Source organism: Mycobacterium sp. NPDC003449 (genome assembly GCF_053588415.1).
Genome location: NZ_JBSFPX010000017.1, coordinates 23,781 through 47,030, shown reverse-complemented (window position 1 = coordinate 47,030; position 23,250 = coordinate 23,781). Strand labels below are relative to the sequence as shown.

The 23,250-nt window shown below is 68.0% G+C and carries 23 protein-coding genes; 20 read left to right on the top strand and 3 right to left on the bottom strand.

Translation table 11 applies throughout. The features are described from left to right. The first annotated feature begins 4 nt into the window (after positions 1–4). The 10 genes from ACWDTP_RS07670 to ACWDTP_RS07625 are packed head-to-tail and all read left to right on the top strand — an operon-like array spanning position 5 to position 10,481. The gene (locus tag ACWDTP_RS07670; protein WP_450018181.1) at positions 5–286 is read left to right on the top strand and encodes an acyl carrier protein; all 282 of its coding nucleotides are present in this window, start codon (positions 5–7) and stop codon (positions 284–286) included. Beyond that, entirely contained in the window at positions 283–1,932 is a 1,650-nt protein-coding gene (locus ACWDTP_RS07665; RefSeq protein ID WP_450018179.1) for a fatty acyl-AMP ligase, read from the top strand. Before ACWDTP_RS07670 ends, ACWDTP_RS07665 begins: the two co-directional genes overlap by 4 nt. Further along, positions 1,929–2,765: an MlaE family ABC transporter permease gene (locus tag ACWDTP_RS07660; protein WP_450018177.1), complete on the top strand. Its 837-nt coding sequence runs from the start codon at positions 1,929–1,931 to the stop codon at positions 2,763–2,765. The genes ACWDTP_RS07665 and ACWDTP_RS07660 overlap by 4 nt, the downstream gene beginning before the upstream one ends. 1 nt (position 2,766) lies before the next feature. Beyond that, positions 2,767–3,579 carry an MlaE family ABC transporter permease gene (locus ACWDTP_RS07655; RefSeq protein WP_450018175.1) on the top strand — a complete coding sequence of 271 codons (813 nt, stop codon included), beginning with the start codon at positions 2,767–2,769 and terminating at the stop codon, positions 3,577–3,579. Positions 3,580–3,581: 2 nt separating this feature from the next. Further along, positions 3,582–4,970, top strand: coding sequence for an MlaD family protein (locus tag ACWDTP_RS07650; RefSeq protein WP_450018214.1), 1,389 nt, complete (start codon positions 3,582–3,584; stop codon positions 4,968–4,970). Positions 4,971–4,975: 5 nt separating this feature from the next. Beyond that, positions 4,976–6,049 carry an MlaD family protein gene (locus ACWDTP_RS07645; RefSeq protein WP_450018212.1) on the top strand — a complete coding sequence of 358 codons (1,074 nt, stop codon included), beginning with the start codon at positions 4,976–4,978 and terminating at the stop codon, positions 6,047–6,049. Beyond that, positions 6,042–7,040 carry an MlaD family protein gene (locus tag ACWDTP_RS07640; RefSeq protein ID WP_450018173.1) on the top strand — a complete coding sequence of 333 codons (999 nt, stop codon included), beginning with the start codon at positions 6,042–6,044 and terminating at the stop codon, positions 7,038–7,040. The genes ACWDTP_RS07645 and ACWDTP_RS07640 overlap by 8 nt, the downstream gene beginning before the upstream one ends. Further along, positions 7,037–8,152, top strand: coding sequence for an MlaD family protein (locus tag ACWDTP_RS07635; protein ID WP_450018171.1), 1,116 nt, complete (start codon positions 7,037–7,039; stop codon positions 8,150–8,152). Before ACWDTP_RS07640 ends, ACWDTP_RS07635 begins: the two co-directional genes overlap by 4 nt. After that, positions 8,149–9,267 carry an MlaD family protein gene (locus ACWDTP_RS07630; protein WP_450018169.1) on the top strand — a complete coding sequence of 373 codons (1,119 nt, stop codon included), beginning with the start codon at positions 8,149–8,151 and terminating at the stop codon, positions 9,265–9,267. Before ACWDTP_RS07635 ends, ACWDTP_RS07630 begins: the two co-directional genes overlap by 4 nt. A 29-nt stretch (positions 9,268–9,296) precedes the next feature. Further along, positions 9,297–10,481 carry an MlaD family protein gene (locus ACWDTP_RS07625; protein WP_450018210.1) on the top strand — a complete coding sequence of 395 codons (1,185 nt, stop codon included), beginning with the start codon at positions 9,297–9,299 and terminating at the stop codon, positions 10,479–10,481. A 168-nt stretch (positions 10,482–10,649) separates the two neighbouring features. On the opposite strand, the gene ACWDTP_RS07620 is transcribed toward ACWDTP_RS07625, so the two are convergent. Beyond that, entirely contained in the window at positions 10,650–11,426 is a 777-nt protein-coding gene (locus ACWDTP_RS07620) for a LamB/YcsF family protein (RefSeq protein ID WP_450018168.1), read from the bottom strand. Continuing rightward, complete coding sequence (gene aztA, locus ACWDTP_RS07615; protein WP_450018166.1) at positions 11,395–12,072, bottom strand: zinc ABC transporter ATP-binding protein AztA; 678 nt, start codon at positions 12,070–12,072, stop codon at positions 11,395–11,397. Before aztA ends, ACWDTP_RS07620 begins: the two co-directional genes overlap by 32 nt. Before the next feature lie 48 nt (positions 12,073–12,120). On the opposite strand from aztA, the gene aztB reads away from it, so the two are divergent. From aztB to ACWDTP_RS07565, 10 genes are all read left to right on the top strand, one after another. Then, positions 12,121–12,945: a zinc ABC transporter permease AztB gene (gene aztB, locus ACWDTP_RS07610; RefSeq protein WP_450018164.1), complete on the top strand. Its 825-nt coding sequence runs from the start codon at positions 12,121–12,123 to the stop codon at positions 12,943–12,945. Next, positions 12,942–14,108 carry an ABC transporter gene (locus ACWDTP_RS07605; protein ID WP_450018162.1) on the top strand — a complete coding sequence of 389 codons (1,167 nt, stop codon included), beginning with the start codon at positions 12,942–12,944 and terminating at the stop codon, positions 14,106–14,108. Before aztB ends, ACWDTP_RS07605 begins: the two co-directional genes overlap by 4 nt. Continuing rightward, the gene (gene aztC, locus ACWDTP_RS07600; RefSeq protein WP_450018161.1) at positions 14,105–15,010 is read left to right on the top strand and encodes a zinc ABC transporter substrate-binding protein AztC; all 906 of its coding nucleotides are present in this window, start codon (positions 14,105–14,107) and stop codon (positions 15,008–15,010) included. The genes ACWDTP_RS07605 and aztC overlap by 4 nt, the downstream gene beginning before the upstream one ends. A gap of 9 nt (positions 15,011–15,019) precedes the next feature. After that, positions 15,020–16,192, top strand: a complete 1,173-nt coding sequence (aztD, locus tag ACWDTP_RS07595) for a zinc metallochaperone AztD (RefSeq protein WP_450018159.1) — start codon at positions 15,020–15,022, stop codon at positions 16,190–16,192. A gap of 164 nt (positions 16,193–16,356) precedes the next feature. Continuing rightward, entirely contained in the window at positions 16,357–17,064 is a 708-nt protein-coding gene (locus tag ACWDTP_RS07590) for a VOC family protein (RefSeq protein WP_450018157.1), read from the top strand. 151 nt (positions 17,065–17,215) lie between these two features. Continuing rightward, positions 17,216–18,628, top strand: a complete 1,413-nt coding sequence (locus ACWDTP_RS07585; protein WP_450018155.1) for an FAD-binding oxidoreductase — start codon at positions 17,216–17,218, stop codon at positions 18,626–18,628. An 84-nt stretch (positions 18,629–18,712) separates the two neighbouring features. Next, the gene (locus tag ACWDTP_RS07580; protein ID WP_450018153.1) at positions 18,713–19,723 is read left to right on the top strand and encodes a metal ABC transporter solute-binding protein, Zn/Mn family; all 1,011 of its coding nucleotides are present in this window, start codon (positions 18,713–18,715) and stop codon (positions 19,721–19,723) included. After that, the gene (locus tag ACWDTP_RS07575; protein WP_450018151.1) at positions 19,723–20,499 is read left to right on the top strand and encodes a metal ABC transporter ATP-binding protein; all 777 of its coding nucleotides are present in this window, start codon (positions 19,723–19,725) and stop codon (positions 20,497–20,499) included. Before ACWDTP_RS07580 ends, ACWDTP_RS07575 begins: the two co-directional genes overlap by 1 nt. Next, positions 20,499–21,374 carry a metal ABC transporter permease gene (locus ACWDTP_RS07570; RefSeq protein ID WP_450018149.1) on the top strand — a complete coding sequence of 292 codons (876 nt, stop codon included), beginning with the start codon at positions 20,499–20,501 and terminating at the stop codon, positions 21,372–21,374. Before ACWDTP_RS07575 ends, ACWDTP_RS07570 begins: the two co-directional genes overlap by 1 nt. Before the next feature lie 11 nt (positions 21,375–21,385). Then, positions 21,386–22,486 carry a LacI family DNA-binding transcriptional regulator gene (locus ACWDTP_RS07565; RefSeq protein ID WP_450018147.1) on the top strand — a complete coding sequence of 367 codons (1,101 nt, stop codon included), beginning with the start codon at positions 21,386–21,388 and terminating at the stop codon, positions 22,484–22,486. A 10-nt stretch (positions 22,487–22,496) separates the two neighbouring features. On the opposite strand, the gene otsB is transcribed toward ACWDTP_RS07565, so the two are convergent. Further along, a complete protein-coding gene (gene otsB / locus ACWDTP_RS07560; RefSeq protein WP_450018145.1) occupies positions 22,497–23,249 on the bottom strand; it encodes a trehalose-phosphatase in 753 nt (250 codons plus the stop codon). Between the last annotated feature and the right edge of the window lies 1 nt (position 23,250).

Genomic DNA, 23,250 nt, shown 5'->3' with positions numbered 1-23,250 from the left:
AGCCGTGTCAGAAGTACGGGAATTCCTGATCGCGTTCATCACCGACGAACTGGAACTGCCCACTGAGGACGTCAACGACTTCTCCGAACTCGTCGGTGACCTCGGATTCGACTCGCTGTCGTTCGCGCTGGGAGTTTCCGAGATCAAGGACCGGTTCGGCGTCGTGCTGAACAAGGACGATGTGTTCGAGTGCAAAACCCTCGGCGCTCTGGTCGAACTGGTGGAGAACCGACGGCCTGCCGGGTCCGGTGCGGTGGGCGCTGCAGGCCCGCTGGGGGATCTGTGAACGCAATCCTGGCGAGACTGCGCGCCGGTGCCGATGTCACCGCACGCGGTCTCACCACGGCACCGGTGGACGACGACGGCCGTTCGCGACTGGACCAGATGAGCAAGGCGTCCTGGGCGCAGGTGCACCGCACGGGTCGCAAGGTCGCGGGCGCACTGCAGGTGTCCGGTGTGGCACCGGGGGACGCGGTGGCCGTGCTCGCCGGGGCGCCCGGCGAGATTGCCCCGCTGGTGCAGGGCATCTGGATGTGCGGGGCCTCGGTGACCATGCTGCACCACCCGACTCACCGGATGGATCTGTCGTCCTGGGTGGCCGATCTCTCTTCCACGTTGGCAGCGGTCGGTGCCTCGACCGTCGTTGTCGGAGCGCCGTTCCTGTCCGCGGCGGCAGACCTCTCGACCGCGGCAGCACGGACACTGCGGCTGCCCGACCTGCTCGACGGAACCATCGGGGGGATCGTCGACATGCCCGACGACGCTATCGCGTTCCAGCAATTGACATCCGGTTCCACCGGGCGGGCCAAGGCGGTCACCATCAGTTACCGCAACATCGAGGCCAACCTGCGCGGAATGCATGCCGCGTCAGCGGCAGACCCCGCCTCCGATGTTGTCGTCAGCTGGCTGCCGCTCTTCCACGATATGGGCATGATGGGCTACTTGATCGTGCCCATGTGCCTTGGCATCGAAACGGTCACGGTAACCCCGGTCGATTTCTTGACCGATCCGCTGCTCTGGGCGGACTTGATCACCCGGCACCGCGGCACCATGACGGCCGCACCGAATTTCGCCTATTCCCTACTCGCTCGCCGTCTCCGCAGGGCGGCGGACGGCGCGTACGATTTGTCGACGCTGCGGTTCGCCCTGAGCGGTGCGGAGGCGGTGGACGTGCGGACCCTCGAGCGCCTCTCGGCCGAGGGGGCGCGGTTCGGGTTGCCGAGGACGGCCGTTGTTCCGGGCTACGGCATGGCGGAGGCGACGCTCGGGGTATCCATCGTCAGGCCGGGACAGGGGTACACGGTCTGCCCGCCTCACCCCGAACTTGCAGCGATAAACGATGATTCAGAACGACGCGTGGCACTCGGCCCGCCCGTGCCGGGGTGTGAGATCAGGGTGGTAGCCGACGACGGGACGGAGCTCGCCTCACCGGCCATCGGTGAACTGGTGATCCGCGGCGACAACGTCACCCTCGGTTACCGCACCGCGGACGGTATCGAACCCGTCACCGATCCCGACGGCTGGTTTCGCACCGGTGATATCGGATATCTGACCGAGGACGGACAGCCGGTGATCTGTGGCCGCAAGAAGGACGTCCTGATCGTCTCTGGCCGCAATATCCATCCCGAGGACATCGAACGGTCCGTGGCCGGCGTGACCGGGGTCCGATCCGGCGGCATTGCCGCCGTGCGGTTCTCGACCGCGACGGCCGGCGAAGGGTTTGCGATGGTGGCCGAGTCGGCGCTGCACACCGACAACGCCGAAACGGCGCGGATCCGCACCGAGATCGCCGACCGGATCTATCGCAGGCTCGGGCTCAGCCCCCGCGCCGTCCACGTCGTGCCGGCCGGCTGGCTACCGAAGACCTCGTCGGGCAAGCTCCGGCGGCTGGAGACCTCGCAGCGGATACGGGAGCGTGAACTCACCGGATGACAGTGCGGGACATAGGCGCCCGTGCTGCCGCGGTGAGTGTGGGGTACCTGGAGCGGCATCCGCTGGCCGCACTCGGCACCGTCGGTGATCAGGTAGTACTGGGGCTGCAAACGGTCCGCTGCTTCGGCACCGACATGGTCACCGGGCGTTTTCAGTGGGCCGAGTTCGTGCGGCAGGCCGGCTTCATGGCCGGTGCGGCGGTCATGCCGACAATTCTGGTGGCACTGCCGATCGGCGTCACGTTGTCGATTCAGTTCGCGCTGCTGGCCGGACAGGTCGGGGCCACCTCGCTGGCCGGTGCGGCGAGCGGTTTGGCCGTGATCCGGCAGGCCGCCTCGCTGGTCGCCGCGGTGCTGCTGGCATCCGCGGTCGGCGCCGCGATGACCGCGGACCTGGGCTGCCGGACCATGCGTGAGGAGACGGCCGCGATGGAGGTCATGGGCGTCTCGGTGGTCCGTCGGCTCGTGGTGCCGCGGTTTGCCGCGGCGGTCGTGGTTGGCATCGCTCTCACCGGGGTGGTGTGCTTCGTCGGCTTCCTGTCCAGCTACCTGTTCAACGTCTACGTGCAGGGTGGTGCGCCGGGCAGCTTCATCGCCACCTTCGCGTCGTTCGCCACCACCGGCGACATGCTGCTGGCGCTGTTCAAATCGGCTGTCTACGGCGGCATCGTCGCGGTGGTGTCCTGCCAGAAAGGCCTCGCTGTGAGCCGGGGCCCGGCCGGCGTCGCCGACGCCGTGAATGCCGCGGTGGTCGAATCCGTTCTGGTGCTGATGACCGTCAACGTCGCGGTAAGTCAGCTCTACGCCATGCTTTTCCCCAGGACGGGCCCGTGACATGACCGAGCCCGTGTTGTTGCGGCCGGTGGCACGGACCGGCCATCTCGTCGCGTTCTTCGCCCACGCGCTGGCCGGTGCCCCACTTGCCCTGCGCCGGTACCGGCGTGAGTTCCTCCGGTTGCTGTCCGACATCACCTGGGGCAACGGGTCGATCGTGGTGGGCGGTGGCACGGCCGGGGTGATCCTGGTGCTGGGCATCACCACCGGAGCGTTGATCGCGATCGAGGGGTACGACTTCCTCGACCTGCTCGGACTCGGGCCGGCAACCGGAGTCATCTCGTCGTTGGTGACCACGCGTGAACTGGCACCGATCATGGCGGCGCTGGCGTTCGCGGTGCAGGCGGGATGCCGGTTCACCACCCAGATCGGTTCCATGCGCATCTCCGAGGAGATCGACGCGATGAATTCCCTTGCGATCCGGCCGATTCCCTACCTCGTCACCACCCGGCTGCTGGCATCGGTGGTCGCGATCATCCCGCTCTACGCGGCGTGCCTGTGCATCTGCTACCTGTCGGCTCAGGTGGTGGTGGCCCTGGTCAGCGGGGGCTCGACCGGCCCGTACCTGCACTACTTCACCTTGCTGGTCAGCGGAACGGACATCCTGTACTCGACCCTGAAAACGGTGGTCTTCGTGTGGATCGCCGCAACCGTGCAGTGCTACTACGGGTTCGTCGCCGATGGCGGACCGGAGGGTGTCGGGATAGCCGCAGGCCATGCGATGCGGGCCAGCATCACGCTGGTGATCATCGTCAACATGTTGCTCACCATGACGTTGTGGAGTGTCGATTCCGGCGCAAGGTTCGGTGGTTGACCATGGCGAACCCGGTCGACCTTGACGGCAATCACTTCTCCGGCAGACAGTTGATCGTGCGCGGCATCGCTGCGCTCGTCGTCGTCGGGCTGGTGGCCTCGGCGCTGGTGGTGAAATGGGCCGGGCTGCTTGATCGGAGCCTGTTCGTGGTCGCCGAACTGCACAACATCGGAGACGGGCTGCCCGCCAGGTCCGACGTGAAGTTCCGGGGTGTTCTCGTCGGGGCGGTCGAGACCGTCACACCCGGATCCGGTGGGCGCCCCAACCAGGTTGGTATCCGGCTCAATTCGCAGTATGCACCGGGAATTCCGAGAAGCCTCACCGCCCGCGTGGTGCCGGGCAACGTCTTTGCGGTGTCGTCGCTGCAGCTGGTCGACAACCAGGGGAATACCGCCGGGGCGCCGATCCGGGACGGTGAGCGCATCGCCGAGGACGACACGCTGCCCACGGTGTTGTTCCAGACCACCATCACCAAGTTGCGCGACATCCTCGCCGCAGCGGGGCGCGGCCGCGATACCGTCGGCGTGCTGGCCGCCGTCGGCGCAGCCACCAACAACCGCCGCGGCGAACTGTTGACCTCGGCGGCACAGCTCACCCGACTCGTCGACGAGTTGAACGCCATCGTCGCGACCGATCAAGAGCCGTCCACCGTCTCGGCGCTGGTCGCTGCGGCGCAGGGCCTTTCGTCGACGGCACCCGACCTCGTCGACGCGCTGCACGAGGCGGTCGGGCCGATGCGCACCCTGGCCGAGCAGCGCGGCCGGCTCGACGCCTTCCTGGCCGCGGGCACCCACACGGCAGGGACAAGCGTTGCGGCCCTGAACAATCAGACCGATCGACTCGTCCAGATCACCACCGACCTGACCCCCGTGCTCGGTGTGCTGGCGCAGCACGCGCAGCACTTCGTGCCGATCAGCCAGCGGATGACCAGATTCTCCGACACCTTCTTCGCCGAAGTCTGGGACTCCGAACTGGAAACGCCGCGGGGCAGGGTGAATCTGTCGTTCACCCCGTCCGACACCTACACCCGCGCCGACTGCCCGCGATACGGCGCCTTGGCCGGGCCGAGCTGCCACACCGCACCCGAGGTCCCGGTTCGGGCCGACCTCCCGGACGTGTTGATACCGCAGAACTACCAGCCGCCACCGGAACTGGCGCCGCCGCCGGGCACCGTTGTCGGCGACGACGGCAACCTGGTGGCGGTGGGCCCGCCCCTGGTGAGCCCGGCAGCGCCCGCCTCCTTCGGCGGCAATGTGGGGCCGGTCGGCAGCGGCCCGGAACGCGACCAGTTGGGCCGGATCACCGGGCAAGCGGCGTCGGTCGCCACGCAACTCATTCTCGGCCCCGTCGCCCGCGGGACCGTCGTCACGCGAACAGAGGGTGTGCCATGACTGCGATGACAACGTCGGGGATGACGCGTCGCCGCGGCCCGGTGCTGGGGCTGTGCCTGTTCCTGGTGGTCGCCACCGTGCTGACCTGGCTGGTCTATGTCACCCTGCGTCGTGACGTCAACGGCCCGGCCACGTCCTACGCCGCGCTCTTCACCGATGTCTTCGGGCTGCGGGAAGGCGACGACGTACGGGTGGCCGGCGTGCGGGTGGGCCGCGTGCAGGAGATCGAGCTGCAGGGAAACCTGGCGAAGGTGTCGTTCATCGTGAGCGACGCTCAACCGCTCACCCGTGACACGGTGGCGTCGGTCAACTACCAGAACATCGTCGGTCAGCGCTACCTCGGCCTCGGACAGGCCCCGGCCGGGGCGGCCGAGAAGCTACCCGCGGGCAGCGTCATCGACGTCGGACGCACCGAGCCGTCCTTCGACGTCGGCGCGTTGCTCAACGGCTACGAACCGCTGTTCGCCGTGCTTGACCCCGACCAGGTCAACAACCTCACCAACGCCGTCGTCGGATCGCTACAGGGCGATACCGCGGCCATCACCCTGCTGGTCGATCAAACTTCCACTCTCACCGAAACATTCGTCGGCCAGGATCGCACCCTGGACCGGGTCATCGGAAGCCTGGACGGTCTGGTGGCCAACCTCGCGCAGCAGAACCAGCACTTCGAGCGGACGATCATGCAGGCCCGCGGCGCGGTGGCTGAGTTCGACAGTCGCAGGCCGGACCTGGTGTCGTCCCTGGGCATGATGACGGCGGCGGTGGGCAATCTGTCCCACATCGCACAGGACGTGCAACCGACGATGCGGGACATGCTCAACCGGGAGCCCGGATACACCGACCACATGCTCGACATCGAACCGCAGGTCGCCTACACGGGTCTCAACACACCGCTGCTGTTGAAGGGGCTGTCCCGGGTGTTCGGAGAGGGGGCATACATGAACGCCTACGCGTGTGACGTCAACATCTACGGATTCTTCCCCGGACTCAACGAGGTGGTACCGATCATCGTCGACGCCGCGACACCGGGCGGGACGGCGATGCACACACCGAAGTGCCGGAGCAGCGGCGATGGCTAGGCGGACCAGGCTCGGCGCCATCGCGGTGGTCACGGTGGCCGCGCTGATCGGAGCGATGCTGCTCGTGAAGGAGGCCGGCTTCGGATACGACCGGTACACCGCGAAGTTCAGCCAAGCCGCGTCGCTGCGGGCGCAAGACATCGTCGCCGTCGCAGGCATCCCGGTCGGAAGGGTGACCGAGGTCCGGCTCGCCGGCGATCACGTCGAGGCCCGGATCCGGGTCCGCGACGACATCGCGGTGGGACGGGACAGTCGGGCGGCCATCAAGGTCACCACGCTGTTCGGATCCCGCTATCTCGATCTGCGCCCGGCCGGCGACGGCGCACCGCCCGAGGGCACCATCGACCTGACGCACACCGAGGTACCCTACGATCTGCAAGCGGCCCTTGCCGATTCGACCAGGACGTTCGAACAGGTCGACGCCGATCGGATCGCAGCCTCGCTGGACGTGGTCAGTCGACAGCTCGACGGGCTGCCCGGGGTGGTTCCACAGGCGATGGCCAATGTGCACGCGTTGTCGTCGGTGATCGCGCAGCGCCGCGACCAACTCGGCAGCCTGCTCACCAACACCGAACTCGTCACGAACATGCTGCGCCGTCAGCAATCCGAGATCGGCGGCTTCATCCGCCAGAGCCAGGAGCTGGTGGGAGAATTCGTGGCACGTTCGGCGGCGTTCCACGCGTTGATGCAGTCGCTGCGGTCGATCGTCGAGTCGCTGCGTACCGTCGCGGTGAACGACCGGGCCGCTCTCGACGACGTTCTGGCCACGATGGCGCAGCTGAGCGGGAAGTTCGCCGAACAGGACGCGCTGTTCCGGAACCTGCTGCAGATCGCGCCGGTACCGATCCGTCAGATCGCGAACGCCACCGGCTCCGGCAACGCGATCGATACGAACGCCCCGGCGGGCGCGTTGATCGATTCCTGGATGTGTGCCATCAGCGGACGAGCCGAGCAGTTCGGCATGATCCCGTACTTCAAGGACTGCGAATGATCAGGAAACACAAGCGATTGACCATTGGCTGTGCGTTGGTGACCGCGGCCGCGATCGTCGTCGGTGTGGGCTGGCAGCTGGTGGCGCACCGGGACCGGGCCATCACCGTGACCGCGCAGTTCGACAGTGCGGCTGGCTTGTATGTGGGAAATGTGATCGCGGTGCTCGGTATTCCGGTGGGCGAGGTGACGCGGGTGACCGGCAGGGGCGGGTATGCCGAAGTCGAGTTCACCGTGGACGCCGCAGTACCGATTCCCGCCGACGTTCAAGCCGTCACATTGTCGACGTCCATTCTCACCGACCGCCAGATCGAGTTGTCTCCGCCCTACCGTGGGGGGCCGGTGCTGCGCAACCGGGACACCATCGGGCTGCACCGCACCAAGACACCCGTCGAGTTCGACCGGGTGCTGGGCATGCTCGACAACCTGTCGACGTCGCTGCGTGGCGACGGGGCCGGCGGTGGTCCGGTGGCCGCAATCCAGAACGCGGGCGACGGTGTGGTCGCAGGTCACGGCCAACAGATCAAGACTGCGCTGGACGAGTTGTCGCGAGCTTTGCGGCTCAGCGCCGACGGCGGAGCCCACACCCGCCAACAGGTGACCTCCATCATCGGCAATCTCAGTTCGCTGCTGGACGCCGCCGCGGCCAACGATGCGACCCTGCGCCAGTTCGGATCAACGGTGCGTCAGCTGAGCGAGATCCTGGCACAGGAGGATTTCGGCTCCGGTACGACCGGCAGGCAGCTCACCGAGGTCGTCGAGCAGACCGGCGACATCCTCAAGGCCAACCGGGATGTCATCGGCCAGGGTATTGCCAACGGTAACACCAGTATTCAGTCACTGTACGACCGTCAGCGGGAGCTGGCGGAGTTCTTCGACGTCCTGCCCCTGATGGCCGACAACCTCTTCAATACGATCGACCAGCGCAACGGTGCGATCCGTGCCCACTTCCTGGCCGACCGGATGGTGTTCGACGGTCAGATGGCCAAAGAGGTCTGCAACATGATGGGGCTGCGTCAACTCGGTTGCAGCACCGGAACATTACAGGACTACGGACCTGACTTCGGGCTGACCAGCATGCTCGACGGCCTGGCCGCGATGGGGCAGAAATGAGGGCCGCCACGGGTGGCCGGCGAATCGTCGCAGCGCTGCTGGTCGCCTTGCTGGCGGGCTGCGCGACGAACGGGTTGGCGGACCTGCCGCTACCCGCCCCCGGCGTCGGAACCGGCGGATACCGGCTGAGCGCGCAGTTCGCGAACGCGCTCAATCTGCCCGAGCACGCGAAGGTCAAACTCGCGGGTGCCGACATCGGCCGCGTCGACGACATGGTGGCGCGAGACTTCCGCGCCGTGACGACGTTGCGGATCAACGATGACGTCGACCTGCTTGTGGGCAGCACCGCCGAACTGCGGTCCGCCACACCACTGGGCGACGTGTTCGTGTCGATCGTCCCGCCGCGCGCGCCACCACCCGGCGCACCGCTGCTCAAGGACGGTGACACGATCGGGCTCGACTCGACGACCGCGGCCGCGACGGTGGAATCGGTGTTGAGCTCGGCCGCGGTTCTCGTCAACGGTGGTGCGGTGCACAACCTGACCAACATCGTCAACGGGATGGGCAGGGCCGCGGGGACCGACGGGCGGGCCTTCGGCGATCTGGTCGCGAAATCGAATCAGCTGCTCGGTTCTGTCAACACGCGCTCGGCGCAACTCGATTCCGCGATGACCGAGACGGTCCGGCTGGCGGAGCTGCTGCAGACCAAGAACCAGGAGATCACCAGCCTGCTGCAGGCCGCCGACCCGGCCACCACGACGTTGGCGGACAACACGGGTGAGGTGTCCGACCTCGTCCTGATGCTCGGCGACATCTCCGCCAACCTGCGCAAGTTCCCGTCCATCGCGGGTACCGACACCAGCGGCCGCAGTGTCGTCGCCGACGCAGACACCATCGCCCGCGCATTCAACGACGTGGTCGTCGACCCGCGGACCAGCTTGGCCGCGGTCAACCGGCTGTACGCCCCGTTCATCAAAATGACTGCCGGGACCGCGATGTCGGGGTCGGCGGGCATCGACCGACTGGTCCTCGGGTCCATCCCCGATGCCGGGTTCGCCGGGGATCCCGGCTTGCACGGACCCAAACGGGCGGACTGGCACAAGTTCGTCGGGTCGATCAAGTTCGCGCTCTGGCGCCTCCAGGAACGCGTGGTCGGTCAGGGCCCGCGCCCGTGATCGCCACCCAGCGCAGCGCCTGGGCAGCGATGTCGGCGTTGGCGCTCACGCTCGTCCTGTCGATCGCATACCTGATGACCGGCGTTCTGAACGTCACGCCGCTGTCGGCGACATACCAGGTGACGGTGCGGCTTTCGGAATCGGGCGGGTTGTTGCCGAACCAGGACGTGACTCTGCGCGGGGTGCGGGTGGGCAAGGTCGAGCGCCTGGCCTTCACGCCAGGGGGCGTCGACGCCGTTCTCCGACTTTCGGAGGATGCGCACATTCCGGCGTCCAGCACGGTCCGGGTTTCGGCACTGTCGGCGGCGGGGGAGCAGTACGTCGATTTCGCCGCCGCGTCCGATGCCGGTCCCTATCTGTCCGAAGGCGCCGTGATAGCCCGGGACCGCACCGCGACTCCGGTTCCGATGGCCGAGTTGCTGGCCAATGCGGACGGTGTGCTTGCGCAGGTGGATCCGGTGAAGCTGGAGCGCATCAAGACGGAGTTGAGCCTGAGTAGCGCGGGTCCCGAGAAGCTCGCCACGATCGTGGACGGCGGCGTGTTCCTGCTGTCGACTTTGGACTCGGTGCTGCCCGAGACGGTCGGCATCATCAAGAACAGCAGGATCGTGTTGTCCTCGGCGGTCGACGTGAACGACGGAATCGCAGCCACCGCGGCCAATCTGCGCCACACACTGCGCGGTGTCGCCACTATGCAGGGCGGTTATCGCCAGCTGCTGCAGCAGGCGCCCGGCGTTCTGGGCGACATCGACAATCTGTTCGCCGACAACTCCGACACCATGGTGCAGTTGCTGGGGAATCTGGCCACCGTGGCGCGGCTGTCCTATGTCCGGGTTCCCGCACTCGACGCACTGTTCCCCGACCATCGGGGTTCGGCGCTGGAGGCGTTCACCGGCACGATGCACGAACACGGCCTGTGGGTTACCGCCGACATCTATCCGCGTTATGCCTGCGATTACGGCACCCCCCGCCGTCCGCCGTCGAACGCCGACTACCCCGAGCCGTTCCTGTACACGTACTGCCACGACGACGATCCCAGCCTGTTGGTCCGCGGGGCACGGAACGCGCCGCGTCCGGCCGGGGACGACACCGCCGGGCCGCCACCGGGTGCGGATCTGGCCACCACCGCCGATCCGACGCCGCCGGGCCACCACACGATCCCGACGCCTTACGGCGGTCCGCCGCTGCCGATCGAACCGCCGGGACGCCGTTGAGTTCGCCTGCGCCAGGGTCGGTTCGGAGGCGAGACGCGGGTTGGAGCGGGCAACCGCTCGGCGCACACGACGATCACCCGGAGGAATCGCGTGAACCACAGCATCGCGGTGACCTGCAATCTGGTCCGTAAGCGTGAAACCCAGCCCATATGATAATGGTAATCATTATCAAACAAACGGCGAGAGCTCGACCCCTTCGGCCAGCAGGCGATCCCGCACGCTCGCCGCGATCCGCACCGCGCCAGGCGAATCGCCGTGCACACAAACCGATTCCACGGTCACCGGGATGTCCGTCCCGTCAACGGCCGACACTCGGCCGGCGGTGACCATGGTGACCGCCCGTTCGGCGATCTCCTCGGTGTCGTGCAGCACGGCGCCGGGTTCACGGCGTGACACCAGCGTGCCGTCGGGGCGGTAGGCGCGGTCGGCGAACGCCTCGGCGACGGTACGCAGGCCGACTGAACGGGCTTCGGCGAAGAAAGCCGATCCCGCGAGCCCCAACACCGGCAGGCCGGGATCGACGGCGTGCACCGCGGCGGCGACGGCAGCCGCCTGTTCGGTGTGGCTGACGATGGCGTTGTACAGCGCGCCATGCGGTTTCACGTAGTCGACGGTGGTTCCGGCGGCGTGCGCGATGGCCTGCAGCGCGCCGATCTGGTAGATGACGTCGGCGGTCAGGTCCTCCGGCGTCACATCGATGAAGCGGCGGCCGAACCCGGCCAGATCGCGGTAGCTGACTTGGGCACCGATCACGACGCCGCGCTGCGCGGCGGTCCGGCAGGTGCGCAGCAGCAGGGCGGGATCCCCCGCATGGAAGCCGCACGCCACGTTGGCGCTCGTGACCACACCGAGCATCGCCTCGTCGTCACCGAGTTGCCACGCACCGAAACCTTCGCCCAGGTCGGCGTTGAGGTCAACGGTCGCGCTGGAAGTGTGTCGGGGCACGGGGTGAGCCTATTGCCGCGGGGTTTTCCGCGGGCCCGGCAAGGTTCAGGTGATGGTCGAATCGCGTGGGTGCGTCGGGGTCGTGCGTGGCGGCGATGACGGTCGTGCCTGCCGTGGCCAGCCGATCGACCTGCCGGTAGACGGTGTCGGCACTGGCGGCATCGAGACCTGCGGTGGGTTCGTCGAGCAGCAGTATCGGGGCCTGCTGCGCGAACGCCTGGGCGAGCAGGGTCCGTTGACGTTGCCCGCCGGACAGATCGCCCAGGCGGCGGTGTCGCAGCCCGTCGAGCCCGAGCTCGGTGATCCAGTAGTCGACGATGTCGCGATCGCTGCGATTCGTGCGCCGTAGCAGGCCCAGCCGCCGCCAGCGGCCCATCGCCACGGCTTCGCCGACCGTGATGGGAAATGTCTGGGCGACCCGGTCCCGCTGCACGGCCATGGCGATATCGTCTGCGCCGGCGAGGTCGACGGTGCCGCGATGGGGGCGCAGCAGCCCCGCGACGAGACCGAGCAGCGTCGACTTGCCGGATCCGTTGTGCCCCGTGACGGCCGTGCTCGACCCGGCGGCGAACTCGACCGTCAGATCGGTGAACACCTCATTTCGGTTGTAGCCGAAGCTGATTCGGTCTAGCCGGACCGGATGCACGCAAACTCCTTGTTGATAATGATTATCGTTAATGATAAGAGTCTAGCTGTGAATTGGCTGGGGGCTCCGTTCGGCTCGGAGGTCGTCGTGCGCGGTGCGGTCGCGGGATCGGTGGTGGCGTTGATGTGCGCGATCGTGGGCACCTGGGTCGTGTTGCGCGGCTCGGTGTTTCTGGGCGACGCGATGTCGCACGGCATGCTGCCCGGGGTGGCCGCGGCGTCGGCGCTCGGCGGCAACCTGCTGGTCGGCGCCTTGATCGCCGCGCTCGCGATGGCCTACGGCGTCGCCGCCCTGAGTCGTTCGGCGCGGTTCTCGTCCGACACCAGCATCGGCCTTCTCCTGGTCGGCATGCTCGCGGTGGGCGTCATCGTGGTGTCCCATGCCGACAGCTACGCCGTCGATCTGACCGCGTTCCTGTTCGGCGACGTGTTGGGCGTACGGACGCAGGACATCGCGGTGCTCTCGGCCGCCCTTGCGCTCATCGCCATCGTCGCGTTCGCGGGCCGGCGGGCGTTCGTCGCCGCCACCTTCGACACCCGCAAGGCGGCCACCTTGCGGCTCAACCCACGGTTGGCCGCGGTCGCGCTGACCGTCCTGATCGCCATCGCCATCGTCGCGTCGTTCCATGTGGTCGGCACCCTGCTGGTGCTGGGACTGCTGGTGGCACCGCCGGCCGCCGCGGCACTCTGGGCGCATTCGATCGGCCGCATCGTGGCGCTCGCCGCGACCATCGGCGTGGTGTCGGTGTGGGTCGGCCTGCTGGTGTCCTGGCATGCCGGTACCGCGGGCGGCGCGAGTATCGCCGCCGTGGCAGTCGGGCTGTTCTTCTGCTCGGCGGCCGCCGCTGGCGCGTTCGGGCGGACCGCAGCATGAGGGCGATCCTGGCACTGCTCGCCGCCCTCGCTCTGCTGGCCGGTTGCTCGACCGACGAAAAGCGCAGTGCCCCGACCACTTCAGCGGCTCCTGAAGCCGGTCACGACGACACCGGCATCGACGCGAACGAAAGCGCGGAACCGGTCACCCGCCTCGTGCTGGTCGACCCGGGGTCGGGTGCCGGCGTGGTCTTCGACGCCAGTGCGGAATCCGAGACACCGCTGGGTGAGTTCGGCCCGACCTCCGGCCTGAGCGGTGACGGGCGGTTCGCCTATCTGCGCGGCGATTCGGGCGTGACCGTTCTCGACGCCGGATCCTGGACCTTCGACCACGGCGACCACTCGCACTACTACGTCGAGCCGCCTGCCGTCGCGGGCCGCGTCGACGGCCCGTTCATCGATGCGCACGGCCACCGCGCGCTCACCACGGTGCAGCGCGGGGACGGCACGGTACAGATCCTGGACCGTGACGCCCTCGGCGAGCGCCGGATCGCCCCGGCGAACGGATTCGGCGAGCTACGCGATATCGCGGCAGCCGCACCCCTCGGCGACAGTGTGGTAGCCGTCGCGCGCGACGGTGCCGTCACCGAAATCGGCGACGAGACACCGGACCTGGGCCGCTGCCCGGGCGTGACGGGTATCACCACGATGGGCCGCGAGGTCGTGGTCGGCTGCGCCGATGGTGCGGTACGCATCGTGAAACGGGCGGGCCGGCTCACCGCTGAGCCGATCCCGCTGGCAGCTGGTGCGCAACCCCCTGGGCCACTCGTACACCGGTACGGCAGTTCGACTTTGACCGGTTTCAACGACCAAGCGGTATGGGTTCTCGACGCCCGGCGGGGCACCTGGAAGACAGTCGACGTCCCCGGTGCGGTCGCGGCCAACACCGCATCGGGCGCCTCGGTGCTGGTGCTCACCGCGGACGGTCAGCTGCGGGCGTTCGACACCGACAACGGCACCCAGACCGCCGCGGTGCAACTTTTCGGCGGCCCCGTGCCCGCCGGCGGGCCCGCACCGGTGATCGAGGTCGACGCCGACCGTGCCTACATCAACGACGCCGCAGGCCGCGCCGTCTACGAGATCGACTACCGGGACGGCCTGCGGCTGGCGCGGACCTTCAAGACCTCGGTGGCGCCGGGATTCATGGTGGAGGCGGGGCGGTGACCCGCAGGTGGTTGTCCGGTCTCTGGCTGGCTCTGGTGCTGCTCGCCGGGTGCAGCGCACCGGACGGGGGCGGCGACCGGCGGCACATCGCCGTCACCACGACAATTCTCGGCGATGTCGTCTCTGAGATCGTCGGCGACACGGCCGATGTCCAGGTGCTGATGAAGCCCAACGCCGATCCACATTCCGCCGCGCTTTCGGCCCAGGACGCCGCCCAGATGACGGAGTCCGACCTCGTGGTCTACAACGGGTTGGGTCTGGAAGAGGGGATGCAACGCCACGTCGATGCCGCGGCCGAAAACGGCGTTGCCACTTTGCCGGTCGGCGACCATGTCGACCCGCTGCAATTCTCCGCGGATGACCATGGCGGGCCCGATCCGCATTTCTGGACCGATCCGCGACGCATGGTGTTGGCCGTCGACGCGATCGCCGGCCGCGTGGCCGAGCTTCCCGGCATCGACAGCGATGCGGTCTCGGCCAACGCTGCGCGGTACCGCGATGAGCTGAACACCCTCTCGGAGAGCATGGGCGACCGGTTCGCGACCATTCCCGCGCAGCGGCGAAAGCTGGTCACCAACCATCACGTACTCGGCTACCTGGCGGACCGATTCGGGTTCAGCGTGGTCGGCGCGGTGATCCCGAGCGGCACCACGCTGGCTTCGCCCAGCGCGTCGGATCTGGAGTCGCTGGCAGGTGCCATTCGCCAAGCCGGAGTACCCGCGATCTTCGCCGATTCGTCGCAGCCGGACCGGTTGGCCCGGGTGCTTGCCGAGCAGGCCGGCGTGCAGGTCGAGGTCGTCCCGCTCTACAGCGAATCACTCAGCGAACCGGGAACCGAAGCCGACAGTTACCTCGGAATGATGCGCGCAAATACCGAATCCATTGTGAATAACCTTATTTGAGGAGACAAGATGGCAAAGCACGTTGCACTGACCGCGGCCGTGGGCGCGCTGACCCTGGCCGCAGCTCTGGCGGGTTGCGGCGGTGAACCTCAGCAGGAGGCTGAGCAGCCCGCGGAGAACATCGCCGAACCACTGGTGGCCACCTACGACGGCGGTCTGTATGTGCTCGACGGCACGACCCTGGAGGTGAAATCCGACATCCCGTTGGAAGGATTCCTTCGGGTCAACCCGGCCGGTGACGATTCGCACGTATTGGTCAGCACCAACGAGGGGTTTCGTCTCCTCGATGCATCGAGCGCGGAGCTGACCGACACCACGTTCAGCGCGTCCGAGCCCGGCCACGTGGTGCCCCACGGGGAAACCACAGCGCTGTTCGCCGACGGTTCGGGAGAGATCACCGTATTCAACCCGCACGATCTGAGCGGCGGAATTCCCGAGACGAAGAAGATGTCGTCACCCAAGCCGCACCACGGGGTGGCCGTGGTGCTGTCCGACGGCAGTTGGGTGCGCAGCGAGGGTGATCCCGACGAGCGTTCCGGGGCGGTGGCTTTCGATTCCGGGCAGCGTGAAATCGCCCGTAACGCCGAATGCCCGGGAATCCACGGGGAATCGGTGACCGAGGGCGAGACCGTGGTGTTCGGTTGCGAGGACGGGGTTTTGACCTACTCGGACCGCGTCTTCACCAAGATCGCGGCGCCGGGCGAGTACGGCCGGGTTGGCAACATCAAGGGTCATGAGGATTCGCCGGTGGCGTTGGGGGATTTCAAGGTCGATCCCGACGCCGAGCTGGAGCGGCCGAATCAGTTCGCGCTGATCGACACCGCGACCAATCGGCTGCGCCTGGTGACCTTGCCCCCGTCGGTCAGCTACTCGTTCCGGTCGTTGGCGCGTGGGCCGCACGCCGAGGCGTTGGTCCTCGGCACCGACGGCAAGCTCTACGTGATCGACCCGGCTACCGGTGACACCACGAAGACCATTGCCGTGACCGAGCCGTGGACCGAGCCCGACGAGTGGCAGCAGCCCCGGCCCACGGTGTTCACCCGCGGGCACGATGTGTACGTCGCCGATTCGGGTACCAAGCAGTTGCACATCGTCGACGTCGAATCCGGGAACGTGGCCAAGTCGGTGACGCTCGACCACGCTCCGAATGAGCTCAGCGGCGCCGTGGGACACCGGCACTAGTTCTGCCGGTCGAGCGGCCAGTTGTGACACGAAATCCTCGAGATCGCGTGTCACAACTGGCCGCTGGGCACCGTTGCCCGGATAGGCGGGCTACATCCGCTGAAAGGCTCAGCGGTATTTTTTTTGGTGGTCAACTTCGGTGTCGTCGATGATCATCAGGAACCGTGGCCGGCAGTGATGACACCTGGGTGAGCGCGTTCCTGAATTTCGCCGACAGCGACTACGACGCGGGTGTGGCGTTGTGGCGTGAGCTGACCGGATATCCGTTGTCGCCGGACGGCGGCTTCCTGAGCGCGCGACGACTTCCCTCTGGACCAAGCGGAGTGCAACTGGACGTACACGTCCCAGATGTCTCCGCCGCCACCGAGCAGGTCCGAGGGTTGGGCGCCACCGTCGACGACGGCCGTGACCTGGTTGCGGGCCGCTCCCCGGGCGGATTGGCGTTTGGGCTGCTCGGCGATTCCGCCCTGAACACGTCCCCGCCGAGTCAATGGCCCGGCGGCCACACCAGCCTGGTCGACCAGATTTCGATCGACATCCCGCAGGAGCATTGGGAGACCGAGTCGGCGTTCTGGGCCGGCCTGACCGGGTGGGAATCGCAGACAATTCCGGGGTTGTCCGAGTACGCCTTTCTCATCCGTCCGCCCGATGCCCCACTACGGATCATCCTGCAGCAGCTCGGCGAACCCGCTGGCGCAGTGCGCGCCCACATCGACTGGGCCGTATCGGATCGGCCCGCGGAGACCGAGCGACACGTCGCCGCCGGCGCGCGGGTGCTTGAGGTGAACCCGATCTGGACCGTACTGGATGGTGTCGTCACGTACTGCGTCACGGATCGCGATCCGGCAACGGGGCTGCACTACGAGAAGTGAGCTCGCGTGCCCCAGGCTCTCCCCGCGGGGCAGGCCGACCAAGCTAGCCTTCCAGTAGTAGGCGCGGCCGGGAGCTGACCTGTCGATCGTCCTCGCGACGTCGCAGCGACTACCCGCACTTTGGTCCGAGCAACTGGAGGGAAGACAGCGCATGACGACACCGGCCCAGCCACTGACGAGCGCCCCCGCTGAGTCCGTCATCCGCGATCTCCAGGCCGAGCTGCCCGCGGGACGGGTGATCGTCGACCCCGACGTGGCACGTAGCCTCAGCCGGGATCAGGCGGCTGGTGCGCCGGCGGGGGAGCCGGCGGCCGTGGTGCGTGCCCGCAGCACCGACGAGGTCCGTCGGGTGGTCGAGATTTGTCTGCGCCACCGCATCCCGGTCGTGCCGCGTGGAGCGGGCACCGGGCTGTCGGGCGGCGCGAACGCCATCGACGGCTGCGTGGTGCTTTCTGTGGAGGCGATGTCGGAGATCCTTGCGATCAACCCGCTGGAACGCCTCGCCGTGGTCCAGCCGGGCGTGGTGAACGATGACCTCCGAGCGGCGGTCGCCGAACACGGACTGTGGTACCCACCTGATCCCGCGAGCTCGCCCTGGTCCACACTCGGCGGCAATGTGGCCACCAATGCCGGCGGGGTGTGTTGCGTCAAGTACGGCGTCACCCGCGAATACGTGCTCGAACTCGAGGTGGTCACCGGTTCGGCGGAAGTGGTGCGCATCGGGCACCGGACCGCAAAAGGCGTCGCCGGCTACGACCTCGTCAGCCTGCTCGTCGGATCCGAAGGCACGCTGGGCATAGTCACCGAGATCACGGTACGGCTGCGCAGCTTGCCCAGCGCGCCCATCACGGTGGCGGGTTTCTTCCCATCGCTGGTAACTGCCGGTACCGCGGTGCGCGCGGTCGGTGCGGCGGGCATCACGCCGTCGGCATTGGAACTCATGGACCGGTTCTGCCTGCGCGCCGTCGACGAGTGGAAGCACATGGGGCTGACGGCCGCCGGAGACGTCCTGCTCCTCGCGCGGGTCGATGACCCCGAGCCCACCGGCACCGCACTCGCCGAGGCCGTCGTCGAGCAGTTCAGGGCGAGCGGCGCGTCCTGGGCCGAACGGTCGACTGACCCCGACGAAGCCGACGCCCTGTTCGCGGCCCGTCGTCTGGCTTACCCGGCACTCGAGCGGCTGGGGCCGGTGATCACCGAAGACGTCTGCGTGCCAAAGGAACACGTCCCGGAGATGCTGGCCCGCATCGAGGCGCTGGCGGAGCAACATGGTGTGCACATCGCGAACATCGCGCACGCCGGTGACGGCAACCTGCACCCCTTGATCATCGGCTCGCCGGACGACGACGCCGAGTCGTGGCGGCGGATCCACGGCGCATTCGACGGCATTCTCGATGCCGCGCTGTCCCTCGGCGGCACCGTCACCGGCGAGCACGGAGTCGGCCTCCTCAAGCGCGGTGGTCTCGTGCACGAGTTGTCGCCGACGGTATTGGGACTTCACCGGGCGATCAAGGCTGCACTCGACCCCGCGGGAATTCTCAACCCCGGCAAGGTCTTCGAGTAGGGTTGGCTCGTCAAGCGATGACGCTGAAGCATCCCTTAATGACAATGATTTTCAATAAGTCATGATCCGGATGTGCGACAACTAATGCAAACGGTTATCGTTATCGCCGTGATCTCGCCCCTGAAAGTCCTCACCGCGGCTGCGGTGCTTGCCGTCCCCTTCGCCCTCGCCGCCTGCGGTTCCGAGCAACCCCCGAGTGCCGAGTCCGCGGGGGACTGCCCGACCACCCCCGTCAATGTCGTGGTCAGCGTCGACCAGTGGGGCGATATCGTCTCCGACCTGGCCGGGGCCTGTGCCAAGGTGACGACGGTGCTGGCCGGGTCCTCGGTCGACCCGCACGACTTCGAGCCGGCACCGTCGGATGCGGCGAAGTTCGAGGGCGCGCAGTTGGTGGTGATCAACGGGGGCCATTACGACGAGTGGGCGGCCAAGCTCGCCGCGAGCTCGGCTCCGGACGCCCCCGTGGTCGCCGCGCTGCACGACGGCGACCACGATCATGGGGCCGAGGGTCAGGACCACGAAGGCCAGGAGCATGCGCACGAGGGACACGATCACGGCGAAGGAGCCAACCCGCACGCCTGGTACAGCCCGGCCGCGGTGACCGAGGTCGCCGACGCGGTGACCGCGGAACTGGGTGAGCTGGCACCCGACGCCAAAGACTACTTCGCGCAGCGGCGCACCGCGTTCACCGATTCGATGAAGCCCTACCAGCAGCTGATCGACGACATCAAGGCCAAGGCGGCCGGTAAGAGCTACGCCGCCACCGAGGCGGTCTTCGACGATATGGCCGCGGCCGTCGGCCTGGCCAACCGCACCCCTCCGGGCTATCAGGCGGCCTCGTCCAACGAGGCCGACCCCTCGCCTGCCGATCTCGACGCCTTCCTGCGCCTGCTCGGCGACAAGGGGGTCGACGTGCTGATCTACAACACCCAGACCGAGGGATCGGTGCCCGAGCAGATCCGGGCGGCGGCCGAGAGTGGCGGAGTTCCGGTGGTCGAAGTCACCGAAACGGTGGCGCCGGGAGCGGATTCGTTCCAGGCTTGGCAGGTGGACCAACTCACCGCATTGGCCAAGGCCTTGGGAATCCAGACGTAGTGTCGAGTCGTAGCGACCAACCCGCGCTCGCCTTCGACGATGTCAGCGTCGTTCGCGGTGGTCGGCTGATCTGGTCGGAGGGCACCTTCGAGATCCCGGCCGGCGGCATCGTCGCGCTGATCGGATCCAATGGCTCCGGCAAGTCGACCATGCTGCAGGTCGTGTTGGGGCTGCTGCCGGTGGCCTCGGGCTCCGTTCGGGTGATGGGCGCCCGGCCCGGTGAGCGCAACGACGTGATCGGCTACGTGCCGCAGGATTACGTCGCCGGCGCCGGGGAGGCGATCCGGGCCCGCGACGCGGTCACCCTCGGACTCACCGGCAGGCGCTGGGGGCTGCGCCGCACCACCGGAGCCGATCGGGCCAGGGTGGACGAGGCGCTGGAATGGGTCGAGGCGACCGAGTTCGCCGGCAGGCGGGTGTCGGAGCTCTCCGGCGGACAGCGTCAGCGGATCGCACTCGCCAATGCCCTTGTGGGGCACCCGAAGATGCTGATCCTCGATGAGCCGCTGGCCGCCCTTGACCTACGCAACCAGCATGAGATCGTGCAGCTGCTGGCCCGGCTCAACCATGAGCTCGGTATCACCATTCTCGTTGTCGCGCACGATCTCAACCCCCTGCTGAGCGTGCTCAGCAGCGCGATCTACCTGCTCGACGGCCACGCCCACCACGCCGCGATCGACGAGGTGGTGGACGCCGATCTGCTGACCCACCTGTACGGGACCAGGGTCGCGGTGGCCAACACCCTGCAGGGGCAGATGTACATGAGGAGCGTGTGATGCCGGCGGGCGTGCTGGCGCAGGGCAGCCTGGCGCTGGGCTATCAGCACAACTGGTGGCAGATCCTGACGTCGGGGTTCATGCGCAACGCGCTCATCGGCGGCACCCTGGTCGCGCTGGCCGCCGGGCTCATCGGATATTTCATCATCGTGCGCAACACCGCGTTCGCCGCGCACGCGCTGGCCCACATCGGGCTGCCCGGGGCCACCGGCGCCGCGCTGTTGGGCCTACCGGTGGTGCTCGGTCTCGGCGTGTTCAGCATCGGCGGGGCACTGGTGATCGGGGCACTCGGTAAGCGGGCCGGCGACCGTGAGGTCGCCACCGGCACCGTGCTGGCCCTGGCCACCGGGTTCGGCTTGTTCTTCAACTCGCTGGCCACCAAGAACTCGTCGACGTTGACCAACGTGCTGTTCGGCAACCTGCTGGCCATCACCCATCAGCAGCTGCTGACGTTCACCGCCCTGTTGGTCGTGCTGGCCGCCACGGTGCTGTGCGTGTACCGGCCGCTGCTGTTCGCCTCGGTCAACGCCCAGGTGGCCGAGGCCAAGGGGGTCCCGGTGCGGGCCCTTTCGGTGCTGTTCATGGCGCTGCTCGGGGTCGCGGTCACCATGGCGGTGCAGGCGGTCGGCACCCTGTTGCTCTTCGCGCTCGTGGTCACCCCGGCGGCGACGGCGATCATCCTGACCGCTCAACCGCTGGCCGCGATGGCGATCTCCACCGCCATCAGCCTGGTGTCGGTGTGGGCGGGGTTGGCGATCTCCGCAATTTTCAATATGCCGCCCAGCTTCGTCATCGTGACGATCGCGTGTGTGATCTGGCTGGTGGTGTGGGTGGTTGCGCGCGCCACGCATTCGGCGGTGCGGGTGATCGGCTAGCCTCGGGATGCATGTCCAGGAGTCCCCACCCGCCGCGGCGGGCCACCCTGGCCTCTCTGGCGGCCGAACTCAAGGTGTCGCGCACCACCATCTCCAACGCCTACAACCGCCCGGATCAACTCTCGACCGATCTGCGCGAGCGCATCCTGGATGCGGCCAAGCGGCTCGGCTACCCGGGTCCCGACCCGGTGGCCCGGTCGCTGCGGACCCGAAGGGCGGGTGCAGTGGGCCTGATGATCACCGAACCGCTCAACTACTCGTTCAGCGATCCGGCGGCGCTGGATTTCGTTGCCGGGCTTGCCGAATCGTGTGAGGCCGCCGGGCAGGGCCTGTTGCTCGTCGCGATCGGGCCCAACCGCAGCCTGGAGGACGGTTCGGCGGCGGTGCTCTCGGCCGGGGTCGACGGGTTCGTGGTGTACTCGGCCTCCGACGACGACCCCTACCTGCCGATCGTGCGCCAGCGGCACCTGCCCGTCGTGGTGGTCGACCAGCCCAAGGATGTGTCCGGGGTGTCGCGGATCAGCATCGACGACCGCGGCGGCATGCGCAGGCTCGCCGAACACATCCTGGACCTGGGCCACCGCGATATCGGCCTGCTCACCATGCGGCTCGGCAGGGACTGGTCGCACGGCAGCCCGAAACCTGCGGTGGCCGATCCGGATCGGGTGCAGACCCCGCATTTTCACGTGCAGCGCGAACGTATTCACGGTGTGTACGACGCGATGAAGGCGGCCGGGTTGCCGCCGGGGTCGCTGACCGTGGTGGAGAGCTACGAGCATCTGCCGAGCTCGGGTGGTGCCGCGGCCGAGGTGGCCCTGGAAGCCAATCCCCGGATCACCGCGCTGATGTGCACCGCCGACGTGCTGGCGCTGTCGGCGATGGACTATCTGCGCTCGCGCGGCATCTACGTGCCGGGTCAGATGACGGTCACCGGTTTCGACGGGGTTCCCGAGGCGCTGCGCCGCGGCCTGACCACCGTCGTGCAGTCCAGCCTGGAGAAGGGGCGCCGGGCCGGGCGCCTGCTGCACGATCCGCCACGGTCGGGGCTGCCGGTCGTCGAGGTACTCGATGTCGAGGTGGTGCGCGGCCGGACGTCCGGGCCACCGGCCTGACGGCCCGGCGTCAGCCCGCCCGGCGCGCGTCGAGCAGGTAGTTCAACGCGGCCGCAACGTCTTCGGGGGCCCGCACCCGGTGGCCGGCCAGGGTCTCGCCGGGGCCCACCTTGACCCCGACATCGCCGTCGCGCATCCGGCGGAACGCCTTCTCGTCGGTGACGTCGTCGCCGAAGTACACCACGGCCGACGCGTCGTGCCGATCGCGCAGGATGTCGATGGCCTCGCCCTTGTCCGTGGTGATCACCGCGAACTCCAGGACTGCCTTGCCCTCGGTCAGCTGCGCGTCCCAGGCCTGCGCGGCGGTGCGCGCCCCGGCCAGTGCGGCCTCGGCGTCGGCCGGGGCCGCGTTGCGCACGTGCAGGGCGACGCTGGCCGGTTTGAGTTCGACGGTGACCCCGGGGCGTCCGGCCGCAACGGTGTGCAGCGTGCCCGCGATCGTGTCGAGCAGCGCCCCGTCGATCGGGTGGGTGAAGCCGGAGTCGAATTCGGCGCCGTGGCTTCCGACCATGTGCACGGTGCCGGGCATCCCCGTCAGCTCACGCAGTACGCCGAGCGCGCGCCCGGAGATCAGCGCGGCCGCGGTATCGGGCAGGCCGGCCAGCCCGACCAGCGCGGCCGCCGCACCGGCGAGGGGGCGGGCGTCGGCGGGGTTGTTGACGATCGGCGCCAGGGTGCCGTCGAAGTCGGAGGTGACCAGCAGCCGCGGTACCCGTGCGATCCGGGCCAGGACGTCCGTCAGATCCGCGGGAAGGTCGGTCACC

What these genes read in the sequence shown, in the direction of transcription:
- ACWDTP_RS07660 (WP_450018177.1), top strand. Translation starts at nt 1,929, where the DNA reads ATGACAGTGCGGGACATAGGCGCCCGTGCTGCCGCGGTGAGTGTGGGG.
- ACWDTP_RS07655 (WP_450018175.1), top strand. Translation starts at nt 2,767, where the DNA reads ATGACCGAGCCCGTGTTGTTGCGGCCGGTGGCACGGACCGGCCATCTC.
- ACWDTP_RS07650 (WP_450018214.1), top strand. Translation starts at nt 3,582, where the DNA reads ATGGCGAACCCGGTCGACCTTGACGGCAATCACTTCTCCGGCAGACAG.
- ACWDTP_RS07645 (WP_450018212.1), top strand. Translation starts at nt 4,976, where the DNA reads ATGACAACGTCGGGGATGACGCGTCGCCGCGGCCCGGTGCTGGGGCTG.
- ACWDTP_RS07640 (WP_450018173.1), top strand. Translation starts at nt 6,042, where the DNA reads ATGGCTAGGCGGACCAGGCTCGGCGCCATCGCGGTGGTCACGGTGGCC.
- ACWDTP_RS07635 (WP_450018171.1), top strand. Translation starts at nt 7,037, where the DNA reads ATGATCAGGAAACACAAGCGATTGACCATTGGCTGTGCGTTGGTGACC.
- ACWDTP_RS07630 (WP_450018169.1), top strand. Translation starts at nt 8,149, where the DNA reads ATGAGGGCCGCCACGGGTGGCCGGCGAATCGTCGCAGCGCTGCTGGTC.
- ACWDTP_RS07625 (WP_450018210.1), top strand. Translation starts at nt 9,297, where the DNA reads ATGTCGGCGTTGGCGCTCACGCTCGTCCTGTCGATCGCATACCTGATG.
- ACWDTP_RS07605 (WP_450018162.1), top strand. Translation starts at nt 12,942, where the DNA reads ATGAGGGCGATCCTGGCACTGCTCGCCGCCCTCGCTCTGCTGGCCGGT.
- aztD (WP_450018159.1), top strand. Translation starts at nt 15,020, where the DNA reads ATGGCAAAGCACGTTGCACTGACCGCGGCCGTGGGCGCGCTGACCCTG.
- ACWDTP_RS07585 (WP_450018155.1), top strand. Translation starts at nt 17,216, where the DNA reads ATGACGACACCGGCCCAGCCACTGACGAGCGCCCCCGCTGAGTCCGTC.
- ACWDTP_RS07580 (WP_450018153.1), top strand. Translation starts at nt 18,713, where the DNA reads ATGCAAACGGTTATCGTTATCGCCGTGATCTCGCCCCTGAAAGTCCTC.
- ACWDTP_RS07570 (WP_450018149.1), top strand. Translation starts at nt 20,499, where the DNA reads ATGCCGGCGGGCGTGCTGGCGCAGGGCAGCCTGGCGCTGGGCTATCAG.
- ACWDTP_RS07565 (WP_450018147.1), top strand. Translation starts at nt 21,386, where the DNA reads ATGTCCAGGAGTCCCCACCCGCCGCGGCGGGCCACCCTGGCCTCTCTG.